The sequence below is a fragment of the Streptomyces sp. 8L genome (genome assembly GCF_020176795.1).
Taxonomy (GTDB): domain Bacteria; phylum Actinomycetota; class Actinomycetes; order Streptomycetales; family Streptomycetaceae; genus Streptomyces.
This window is the reverse complement of sequence record NZ_JAIUKE010000850.1, coordinates 1-1,762: the sequence shown is the minus strand read 5'-3', so window position 1 is coordinate 1,762 and position 1,762 is coordinate 1. Positions and strand designations below refer to the sequence as shown.

Here is a 1,762-nt window from a genome sequence, read left to right as displayed (position 1 = left end):
CGGGCTCCCGACGCCCGAGAGCCCCGCGCCCGGCCACCAGCCGCCCGCGGTGCCGGCCGTCCCGCTCCCGGGCCAACGCGCCTCGCGGCAGGTCCAGTACGGCGACGTCGCCACCCGCAGGCCGACAGCCACAGCCGCCATCAGGGACGCCGAGGGCCCCGTCCTCGTCATCACCTCGGACCCGGCCGTCTGGAGCGAGACGAAGGACGCACGGGCCAAACTCGGCCCCGTCCTCATCTACGACCCCGGGCACCTGTGCGAGACCCCGGCCCGGCTCCGCTGGTCACCGACCGCCGGCTGCGAGGACCCCGCCTCGGCCGCGGACCGTGCCCTGGCCCTTCTCGCCCCCGTACGCCCGCACGCGGCGCTCGACGCGGCGATGGCGGACACCGCGGAAACCCTCCTGCGCTGCTGGCTGCACGCCGCGGCGGTGGACGGGCGCCCGTTCCGCCAGGTGCACCGCTGGGCCCAGGGCTCCGCCGCGCAGGACGCCGTACGCGTGCTGCGCACCCACCCGAAGGCCGCGGCGGGCTACGCGGGGCTGCTGGAGAGCGCCCTCACCGCGCATCCCGAACGCCGGGACGCCGCACAGCAGTTGACGGCACGCGCGCTGGCGTCGCTCTCCTCGGTGCACATCCGCGACGCGGTCACGTTCAACCGAACTGATGCCGTCTCACTGGGGTCGTTCGCCGCGGAAGGGGGCACACTGTACGTGGTGGGTGAGCCCATTGAGGACCCCCGCTCCCAACCCGGCGCGATGCCGCTGCTCACGGCTCTCGCTTCGCACGTGGTCGAGCACGGCCGCCGCATGGCCGCCAGGTCACCTGACGGTCGGCTCGACCCACCAATGTCTCTCGTCCTCGACGACGTCGCGGCGGTGGCGCCCCTCCCGGCGCTGCCGGATCTGCTGTCCAGGGGCGACGCCCAGGGGCTGCCCACGCTGGCCCTCCTGCGTTCACGGGAACAGGGCCGGACCCGCTGGCCCCGTCACACGTTCACGGACGCCCCGTAGGCCGGGGGCACCGAAGCCCCCAGGCTCTTACCGTCCCGCGGGCCGGGCGACGGCCATCTCCAGTTCCTTGGCACTGTCGTCCATCGCGAACGGCAGCACCAGCCCGGTCGGCGTGAACCCGAGCTTGCGGTAGGCGGCCCGGGCACGCGGGTTCTCCTCGTGGACGCAGAGCCGCACGCGCTCCAGCGGCGGACCGTCGAGCGACCACGCCCAGTCGAGCCCGGCCGTCATCAGTTCCCCGAGCAGCCCGGTCCCACGGTGTTCGGGACGTACGAAGACCCCGACGACGTGCCCCTGCCGCTGCTGGATCACCGTGTCCATGAAGTCCAGGCTGCCCGCCTCCTCGACCAGCACCGTCACGGAGCCCGCCCAGCTCTCTCCGGGCGCCTCGGCGATGAACTGCCGCACCAGGCCGGCGCGTTCGGCCACCCGCTGCCGCCAGAAGGAGTCGGGCTGAGCCAGGCACTGCTCGTAGGTCTCAAGGAACGCGACCGGCGCGGCGGGGTCCTGGAGGCCAAGCAGCCGAAGCTCCTTGGCCTGCCGCCACTCGTCGGGGCGTACCGGACGGATCACGTGGTCGATGCGGCTCATGCCCCGATGGTCCATCGGTCCGCATCCGCCTGCAAGACGGATGGAAAGCCCAGGAACGGAAGAAGAAAGCCCCGGAAAACGGGTCTGGATATGCGGAAAGGGCCTGCACACCGTGCAGACCCTTCCCACATACTCAACAATTGTTCGGCGGCGTCCTAC

2 protein-coding genes are annotated in these 1,762 nt (G+C 72.6%); one reads left to right on the top strand and one right to left on the bottom strand.

All coding sequences use genetic code 11. The annotated features are described in order from the left end of the window. Window positions 1–1,012: type IV secretory system conjugative DNA transfer family protein (locus LCE31_RS39385; protein WP_225023082.1), on the top strand; the 1,012-nt coding region annotated here is incomplete at its 5' end. A gap of 27 nt (window positions 1,013–1,039) precedes the next feature. On the opposite strand, the gene LCE31_RS39380 is transcribed toward LCE31_RS39385, so the two are convergent. Beyond that, complete coding sequence (locus tag LCE31_RS39380; RefSeq protein WP_225023083.1) at window positions 1,040–1,594, bottom strand: GNAT family N-acetyltransferase; 555 nt, start codon at window positions 1,592–1,594, stop codon at window positions 1,040–1,042. Window positions 1,595–1,762 lie beyond the last annotated feature (168 nt).